This is a genomic window from Kribbella antibiotica (genome assembly GCF_004349055.1).
In the GTDB taxonomy this organism is placed as follows: Bacteria; Actinomycetota; Actinomycetes; order Propionibacteriales; family Kribbellaceae; genus Kribbella; species Kribbella antibiotica.
The window spans coordinates 20372-28853 of record NZ_SMKX01000116.1 but is presented as its reverse complement, the minus strand read 5'-3'; the positions used below and the strand labels follow the sequence as shown (position 1 = coordinate 28853).

7 protein-coding genes are annotated in these 8482 nt (G+C 66.0%); 3 read left to right on the top strand and 4 right to left on the bottom strand.

What is annotated here, in order from left to right:
* The coding region (locus E1263_RS30340; RefSeq protein WP_132173561.1) for an EVE domain-containing protein at positions 1 to 329 on the bottom strand (329 nt) is incomplete at its 3' end.
* A 65-nt stretch (positions 330 to 394) separates the two neighbouring features.
* On the opposite strand from E1263_RS30340, the gene E1263_RS30335 reads away from it, so the two are divergent.
* Positions 395 to 916, top strand: coding sequence for a gamma carbonic anhydrase family protein (locus E1263_RS30335; protein WP_132173559.1), 522 nt, complete (start codon positions 395 to 397; stop codon positions 914 to 916).
* 155 nt (positions 917 to 1071) lie between these two features.
* The gene (locus E1263_RS30330) at positions 1072 to 1434 is read left to right on the top strand and encodes a cupin domain-containing protein (RefSeq protein ID WP_132173557.1); all 363 of its coding nucleotides are present in this window, start codon (positions 1072 to 1074) and stop codon (positions 1432 to 1434) included.
* Positions 1435 to 1442: 8 nt separating this feature from the next.
* Here the strand turns inward: E1263_RS30330 and E1263_RS30325 are convergent, their stop codons facing one another.
* The 3 genes from E1263_RS30325 to E1263_RS30315 all read right to left on the bottom strand — a co-directional run bounded on the left by E1263_RS30325 (position 1443) and on the right by E1263_RS30315 (position 6972).
* Complete coding sequence (locus tag E1263_RS30325) at positions 1443 to 2732, bottom strand: esterase-like activity of phytase family protein (RefSeq protein ID WP_132173555.1); 1290 nt, start codon at positions 2730 to 2732, stop codon at positions 1443 to 1445.
* Between the two features lie 65 nt (positions 2733 to 2797).
* A complete protein-coding gene (locus E1263_RS30320; protein ID WP_132173554.1) occupies positions 2798 to 3931 on the bottom strand; it encodes a serine hydrolase domain-containing protein in 1134 nt (377 codons plus the stop codon).
* A gap of 41 nt (positions 3932 to 3972) precedes the next feature.
* Positions 3973 to 6972 carry a PQQ-dependent sugar dehydrogenase gene (locus E1263_RS30315; RefSeq protein ID WP_238161660.1) on the bottom strand — a complete coding sequence of 1000 codons (3000 nt, stop codon included), beginning with the start codon at positions 6970 to 6972 and terminating at the stop codon, positions 3973 to 3975.
* Between the two features lie 531 nt (positions 6973 to 7503).
* Between E1263_RS30315 and E1263_RS30310 the strand changes: the two genes are divergently transcribed.
* Positions 7504 to 8412 carry a GTP-binding protein LepA gene (locus tag E1263_RS30310; protein ID WP_238161657.1) on the top strand — a complete coding sequence of 303 codons (909 nt, stop codon included), beginning with the start codon at positions 7504 to 7506 and terminating at the stop codon, positions 8410 to 8412.
* Positions 8413 to 8482 lie beyond the last annotated feature (70 nt).

The window sequence follows — 8482 nt, the reverse complement described above, 5'->3', positions numbered from 1 at the left end:
GGGGTGATGTCGGTGAGGGGGACTGGGGTTACTTCGGTGAAGGTGATGGTTCGGCGCCAGGGGCTTACGGTGCCGTGGGCGCCCATGGACATGGGGGCTGCCTGGTACGGCGGTTCGTCGGCTACGACACCTAGGGCGGTGAAGGCTCGGAGCGGGATCTTGCTGCCGTACTGCTGGGTGGGGGAGTAGATGACGAAGCCGTCGCCGGGGTTGAGGCGGGCTACGTTGGGGCGCTTGCCGTGGTTGAGCTGGATGAAGCCGCCGGCGACGGCGCGGTCTGTGTGATCGGCGGAGACGACGCCCAGCCAGGCCCTTGCGATTGCTGTCATGGACTCAGTGTCAGCAGGAATAGGTGACACGTTTAGTCATCTATTCCAGCCATTAGAGTCGCCCTATGCCGATGTTCTCGTTCGAAGGTAAGAGCCCGACCGTGCATCCGGACGCCTGGATCGCGCCGACGGCGACACTCGTGGGTGATGTCGTGATCGAGGCGGGCGTCTCGATCTGGTACGGCGTGGTGATCCGCGCCGACCTGGGCACGATCACCATTCGGGCCGGCGCGAACATCCAGGACAACAGCGTGATTCATGTCGGCCACAACGGCTGTGAGATCGGCCCGAATGTGACGGTCGGCCACCAGTGTCTGGTGCACGACTGCACGATCGGTGAGCAGGCGTTGATCGGGAACGGCGCGATCGTTCTGGACGGCGCAGTCATCGGCGCCCGCACGCTGATCGCGGCTGGTGCGACGGTCACTCCCGGCGTGGTGATTCCGCCGGAGTCGGTCGCGATGGGGAGCCCGGCGAAGAAGATCATCCCGCTGGAAGGGGTGGCCAAGCTCTTTGTAGACCACAACGCTGCCGTGTACCACGACCTTGCGCGTCGCCACGCGGAGACGGTAAGACAAGTGGACTAGTTGCTGGCGGGGGGCCTCGGAGCGCGTTGCGCCAACGCCCCGCTCCGAGACCCCCGCCTTGGGCTGTCTGCTCAACCCGTCGAAACTCCTGTACCCACTGGCCTCTAGTTAAAAAGGGGCCGGGTAAGAACCTCTGCCGGGACTACGGTGCAGAGATGACTGAGAGCGCAGGTACCAGGGCCTTCGTCATCGATCGCCCCGACGGGCGGGCCGATGGTGACGGCTGGGAAGAAAACTACACCGAGCTGCCAGGCGGTGCCGGTGTGTCACTTATCCTCGAGTCCACCACGCAGGAGGGTGTCGGCCCCCGCCTGCATCTGCACCCGTACGCCGAAACTTTCATCATCCGCCGCGGTTCCGCGACCTTCACCGTCGCCGACGAGCAGGTCGAGGCCCACGCCGGTCAGATCCTCGTCGTACCGGCGGAGACCCCGCACAAGTTCCGCACCGGCCCGGGCGGCTACGAAGCCCTGCACATCCACGCCAACTCCACCTTCGAAACCATCTGGCTGGAGTAGCGCCAATGTCAGGGCAGGCGGATCGTCACTAGCTTGGTCTCGATCTTGCTGTCCACGAGGTTGCCGTTGGCATCGAAGGCGGCCGGGCCGTCGGACATGCCGAAGTCGTTGTCGTTGATGACAACCAGGGTGTGCTTGGAGGTCAGGGCGACACCCTCGATCTTCTTCGGGACGCCGGGGATCGTGTTCAGATCCAGGAAGAGCCGCTTCGACAGAACCGGTACGCCGGAAGCGGCGGGGTCGGCGAGGGCTTCCAGCGACGGCGTGGTCGCGGCGGCATCCCACGCCGTACCGAGGATGTTGTCGCAATCACGCAGTACGACGCGGTGCAGGCGGGCGGCGTTGTCGGTGCGCTCTTGGACGAGGAGCGTCTCGCGGCCGACTGCGATCACCGACGAGATCTTCAGTGCCGAGGTGTCGGTCTCACCGGGGTCGACGACGCCGACCGGGTCGAAGCGGTAGACGTATTCCGCAGTGACCTTGCCGCGACGCGGGGAGAAGCGGACCAGGCGAGTGGTGCGCGAGGCCTCGCCGATCTTCTTGCTGGGGTTCAGTAGCGGGCTCTGCAGCGCCAGGATCAGGTCGCCACCGGGCAGCTGGGCCAGGCCCTCGAATCCGCGGTTGACCTTGCGGGTCAGGAAAATCGCGGGCAGCGACTCGATCACCGGGTAGTCGGTCCCGGTCAGGTTCAGGCCCTTCGGCACGTACCGCGCGAGCACCTTTCCGCGTGCGGACACGTGCACCAGCGACGGACCGTACTCGTCGACCAGCCAGAACGTGCCGTCGTTCGCGCGGACCAGCCCCTCGGTGTCGAGCCCGTTCGGGTTCACAGCCACGCGGGTCGAGGCGTCGTACGTGTAGGGAAGCTCGTCGCGGCTCTCCTGGTTGGAGAGCCCAGTGACCGGGTCGCCGTGGCGAGTGGTGATCGGGATCGCTGACAGCACCCGAAGCTTGCTGCCGTCGACCCTGACTTTCACGATCGCCGGGTCGAACCCGGGCACCGGGAACGTGCGACGGTTCGCGCCGTCGATCTTGATCTGGCCGTTCGGGCCGCGGTCGGTGACGGTCCAGAACTCGCCGGGCCGTCCAGCCGGGAAGATGTCGCTCCCGATCCCGCCCAGGTCGATCTTCCGGTCGTTGGCCACATGCGAGAACGACCCCAGGCTGATGTCGGGCAGCGTTGCCGTCCCGATCACCTTCGGTTGTGCGGGTGGCCCGCCGTGGGCCTGTGCTCCGCTTGCTACCAACGCCGCAGCGGTCAGCGCCGCCGTCCCCACCAAAGCGATCCGACTCACCATGAGCCAGACCTTCGCCGTAGCCGGTGAACACCGGTTGGCCGGGTGGTGAACCTGGACGAAATCCGTCAGCCCAGGGACTCCTTCAGTGCAGTCACCAGCAGATTCGCCCGAGCATCGCCATGCCCGATCATCTTGTTGCTCACAAAAGCAAACCCGACCCCGTACTCATCGTCACCAAACGCAAACTGCCCACCGGCCCCGTCGTTCCCGAAGCTCCGCGTCCCGAGCATCGGCCGAAATCCAGAATCCAGCAGTACGCCGGTTCCCCAGCGTGCCCCGGCATCGAACCCCAGGAACCCTTGACCTGCTGACACCTCGCGCACGAGGTCCGTCACGCGATCAGTCGTCAGCAGCCGCTCACCACCGTCGATCCCGGTCGCCGCCGCGGCGTACAGGCCCGCAAGCCCGCTCGCCGAGGCAACAGCCCCTGCGCCAGGCAGCTCGAGACCGAGCACCGCCGGGTCATTCCACCCGCGCGGCTCGTCCAACCCAGGGAAATGGATCGCACCGTTCATCGTGATGATCCGCGTGAACAGGTGCTCCGGCGGCGGCATCGGCGGCCGCCCTGGCGCCTCGGTCAGCCGCGCCAATGCGCCAAGCTCCGAAGCAGGCAACCCAAGCCAGGCCCGCAGCCCCAGCCGCTCACCGACAGTCTGCCGAAAATACGCCCCCGGCAACAATCCCGTCAGTCGCCGAATCAACTCGCCGGCCACGAATCCGAACACATGCCCGTGATACTCGTACGCCGATCCTGGCGCCCAGAGCGGCACCTGCTCCTCGATCGCCGCAATCACCGGCGTCCAAGCCGCGATCTCCTCGAACGACAACGTCTTGTCCAGCACCGGAATCCCGGCCCGATGCCCCAACACCATCCGGGTGGTGATCTTGTCCTTGCCGCCAGCAACAAACTCCGGCCAGTACGTCCCGATCGGTACGTCGAGATCCAGCCGCCCCTCCTGGACCAGCAGCTGGATCCCCAGCATCACCAGTCCCTTGGCACACGAGAACACCGGTACGACGGTGTCTTGCGCCCAAGCCCGTCCGGTCGTGTCGTCGGCGACGCCGTTCCACAACTCGACAACCTTCTGCCCACCGACAAACACGGTCACCGCCGACCCGAGCTCCGCGAACTCAGCAGCGTTCGCAGCAAACCGATCCGCAACCGCGCCGTACCCCTCGTTAACTCCACCGCCAGCCATGGTGGTCACCCTAGGCGGCGACCACCAGCCAGACGACTGAATTAAGGCATCAGGAACTTCTGTGCCGCAGCAGCTGTGCAGGCGTTGATCACGAGCTTGGTGCGGTCGTTGCTGCTCCCGGCGCTCGGTTCCAGACACAGACCCGAGCGGATATTCAGCAGCGTGCCGTCGGCTCGCGGAGTCCACTTCTGGCCGGCGCTGTTGTCGCAGGTCCACAGCACAGCGGGACTGTTGGCCGCCGTACTGCGGGCATCGAGGCACTTTCCGAGTGCTGAGCGAACCAGCCCGGTGTCGACGACCAGCCAGCGCTGAGCGGTGCTCCCGTTGCACGGATACAGCTGAACGCCTGAGCCGTCCGCGGTCAGCGAACTGTCCACGTCGACACACTTCCCGGCGAGCCCGGTCACGTCTCCTTCGTCGGTGTAGACGCCCATCTCCCACAGCCCGTTGTAGCTGCCGGCCACGCCGCGCGCGGTGATGTCGATCTGCACGAACCGGGCCTTCACCGACGTGAAGCCGAGGCTGTCCATAAGGCCGTCACCGGTGGTGGTCGAGTAGACCGTCTTCCACGTCCGGCCGCTCTCCAGGACCTTGATCTGATACGCCTTCGCGTACGACGTCGACAGCCAGTTCAGGTGCACCCGGTTGATGACCTGCACCCGGCCGAGGTCGACTCGCAGCCACTGCGGATCGCTGCGCGCACTCGACCAGAACGTGCTCGTGTTGCCGTCCACAGCCAGCGATCCCGGCCGGTTGCTGTAGACACTCGACGTCGTCACCGGACGGTTCAGCGCGAGGTTGCGCTTAGGCACGTACGTCGCCGTGTACGTCGCAGCCGCATCGGGCGCCACGAAGTTGTGGTTCCGCGCACCGCCATCAGACCAGGAAGCGAACTTGTAGAGCCCAGGCCCAACCAGCTGCACCGGCTCGGCCGACACCGAACCACTCGACCCGGTAATCGTCGTCGCCGTCGCAGGCGCCTTCAGTGACTTGTCCAGATAGGTGACCTGCAAGCCCGAGGGCTGAGTAGCGAAGCTGAGCTTGGTCGTCTTCGGGTCCAGCCGCACGCTCTTCACATCGGTCAGCCCGCCGGCGTCCTTCGCCGTCAGCTTCAACTCCAGGTACGACGGATATTCGTGATCCGGTGCCGCGAACGAACCGCTCGATCCGGTCATCGAGGTGATCTGGTGCACGTGACAATCGCTCGGACAGTGATGCATGAGCAGCGACCAGGTCAACGCCGAACCAGGTAGGGCGCCCTGCTCCGCATCCGAAGCCGATCCGGAGAACGAGATCGTCTCCCCGACCTTCCAGGTGATGGCGGGGCTGGGCGAAGTGATCGACGCGGTCGGTGCCGTGTTGCCGACATTGATCTGCGTCGACGTGGTCGCCGTACCGCCCTTGCCGTCACTCACCTTGAGCCGAACAGTCACCGGCCCGGTCGAGTACGACGCCTGCACAGTCGCGGCCGTGGAGTCGTCGTACTGGCCGTCGCCGTCGAGATCCCAGGCATAGGTGAGCGGATCGTTGTCGGCGTCGCTTGAGGCGGTCCCGTCGAAGTTCACCTGCAGCGGCGGGTTCCCGCTGGTCCGGTCGGTCTGGATCACCGCGGTCGGCGGGTTGTTCGTCGCGCTGTAGACGTAGCGCTTGATCGCGCCGTTGTCGTAGTCGACCGCGAACAGATCGCCGGCCGGGCCGGTGACCAGCCGCGTCGATCCGTAGCCGGACGCGAACTGGATGATGTTCGCCGGATCCGGCAGGCCGTTGCTGCCCTTGAGCATCGCCCAGACACACCGGCGGCTGTAGTCGCCGAAGAACAGCGCGCCGTCGTACTCGGCCGGATAGTTGCCGCCGGCATAGAACGTGAGCCCGGACAGCGATGAGCTGCCGACCGAACAAGTCTCGTCGGGCGTGACATGGGCCGAGTGGTTGTAGGCGTAGTACGGCGCGGTGACCGCGGCCGGACCGGCGTTGTACAGGTTCTCGCACAGGTTCAGGTTCGCGTTGTCGAAGCCCTTCAATCGCGCGTTGCCTTCGTAGCAAGGCCAGCCGAGGTTCGTGACACCGGCGGTTGGCACCGTGATCCGGTTGATCTCTTCCCAGGTGGCGTAGCCGACGTCACCTGCCCAGAGCTCGTTGGTGCCGGGCCGGAAGGTGAACCGCATCGGGTTCCGCAGGCCATCGGCAACGATCCGGCGCGCGTTCAGGTCGGCGTTGGACGCCAGCGGGTTGCCGGGCGCGGCCTGGCCGGTGTCGGGGTTGACCCGGATGATCGAGCCGTCCAGGGTGACCGGGTCGCCGGACGTGCGCAGGTCCTGCGCTCGCAAGGATCCACCTTCGGCGGTTGGCGAGGTGAGGGTGGCGCCGACGGGTGCGGTCCCATCGCCACAGGCGTTGTCGGGGGTCGCATCCGAGGATGGGAAGCCGTCCTGGCCGTAGTCGGCGTAGGTGAAGCTCGCGCCGTCACCGCCACCGGCGTACAGCATGCCGTCCGGGCCGAACTCGATCGTGCCGATCGAATGGCTGGGGAAGACCTGACACCAGTCCTCGATCAGCACCTGCTCGGAGACGGTCGAACCGGTCTGCGTCAGTACGGCGAGGCGCGCGCTGGCCTGGCAACCATCGCTGGTCGGGCCGGGTGGGGACGGACACGGGTCGTCGGTGGTATCCGCCGTACCCCACTTGGGTGCTTGGCCGCCGATCAAAGCATCGTGCGTGTAGAGCACATAGACCCGCGGGTCGGCCGGGAAGTTCGGGTGCAGCGCAAGCCCGAGCAGACCGCGGTCCCAGAAGTTGTAGACCTCGGTGCGCAGATCGGCGAAGACGCTCGGCGTCGGGTCGTCGAGCGAGTCGAAGACCTTGACCAGCCCGCTCTTCTCGGCCACGAACACCCGGCCGTCCGGCGAGAACGCGACATTCGTCGGGTTGCTCAGGCCGCTGAACACGGTCTGCTCGGTGAAACCACTCGGCGCGGCAACAGCACGCGCGGACCCTGTCGCCACCAACGGCACCAGCAGTGACACACAGATCACTGCCAGCACACGCCGCAACGACTGTACCGTTTCCCTTTGGGCGGAAAAACGCATGAAATCCCCCAGCGCACAGTAACTCCCCCACGCCCCCGTGAGCCCCGCCAGAATGCGGGTTCAGACCGGAGCAACGCAAGGTGTACGGACATGACGTTCGCAGACTGGAACCTGCTGACCCGGACAGGCCGGCCTTGACGCCCGTCTTGGGTGATCGGTCGAGGCGAGGCCCCATCCGGATGGGGCCTGGCACCGAAGTCCAGGCGTGCAGAGATCCAAAGGGTGGGCGACTCGTCGAACCCGGCAGTCTGTCGGTGGAAGCCGGTACGCTGAAGGTGGTTGTTTCGTCCGGACACCGGCGCGGCTTCGTGAGGTCAAGGCCACACGAGCTTTCTCCGGAAGGGCAACCGCTCCCGCGCCCGGCGCGGTTAGCCTGGAGGGACAAGTCGTTAGACCGTTCAAGAGCTGTGGCCCGAAGGGGTGGGGATCCGTCGTGGTGAGGTGCCGGGACAACGGGAGTTGCGGCTGGCAAGAGGTTGGCACCCGATGACGGCCGCCGAGTCGGCGCGCGTTCGCTTCAGCCGCCCGCGCCGGGCGCAGTCGGTCGAAGCACGCCTGCGCGAGCATGTCGATCGGCTGGGGGCGGAGCATCCGCCGATCCCGCTGGACAGCGCGGACTTCACCATGAAACGACCAGACCTGTTGGTCAGCAGGTTCGGTGCGACGCTGGCTTATATGACCCGGGTCGAGCTCGAGGTCGAGCGCAATGTCCTGGAGCTGAACCTGCTGCTCCCGGATCCGCCGCCGGTCGACAAGTACTTCTACGACGACGTGTGGGGGCCGCAGGAGATCCATCACGGCCTGCTGCTGGACCGGATGCAGACCCTGGCCGGGCTGCCGGTCTCCGCGCCGAACGTCGACAAGATCGACTTCCAGCTGAAGCTCCTCGGTGCCCTTGCGCATCTGAGCCCGATCCAGGACATCAGCCGGATGCTCTACTACCTGACCGGGGTGGCGACCGAGAAGTCCGCGATCCTGGCCTACAACCTGCTCTACAAGGGCCTGCTTGATCTCGGCGAGAAGGCCGTCGCCTCGACGATCATCGCGCCGATCCGCCGGCAGGAGCCCGGCCACTTCGCGTACTACAAGATCGCCGCGATCGGCCTGTGGAACGACATGGCCCCGTGGCAGAAGTGGCTGACCCGGCTGCTGCGCAAGCAGTCCTTCGAGGTCGTCGGTGCCTACAACCGGCGGCAGCGCGCAGAGTTCGGCGGTGTCATGGAGGACATCGGGATCACCGCCGACGGTGACATCGGCATCCAGAAATATGCGCAGCAGGTCGGGCAGGTCGAGATGGAGCTGCTCTGGGCGCAGAAACAGGGCCTGCAGCTCCCGACCTACGTGCTCGATTCGTTCCGCAGCGCGTTCCGCCTGTTCCGGCGCAGTTCTCGTTGAACTGTTGGCGCTTTGCGGCACCGTCTCGGCTCGAATACGGAGGGTTTCGGCGCCGTTCCAGAACGGAGTG

Excerpts from the sequence above, each read along its gene's own strand:
- E1263_RS30320 (WP_132173554.1), bottom strand. The coding sequence starts at position 3,931 with ATGGCTGGCGGTGGAGTTAACGAGGGGTACGGCGCGGTTGCGGATCGG.
- E1263_RS30335 (WP_132173559.1), top strand. The coding sequence starts at position 395 with ATGCCGATGTTCTCGTTCGAAGGTAAGAGCCCGACCGTGCATCCGGAC.
- E1263_RS30325 (WP_132173555.1), bottom strand. The coding sequence starts at position 2,732 with ATGGTGAGTCGGATCGCTTTGGTGGGGACGGCGGCGCTGACCGCTGCG.
- E1263_RS30330 (WP_132173557.1), top strand. The coding sequence starts at position 1,072 with ATGACTGAGAGCGCAGGTACCAGGGCCTTCGTCATCGATCGCCCCGAC.
- E1263_RS30310 (WP_238161657.1), top strand. The coding sequence starts at position 7,504 with ATGACGGCCGCCGAGTCGGCGCGCGTTCGCTTCAGCCGCCCGCGCCGG.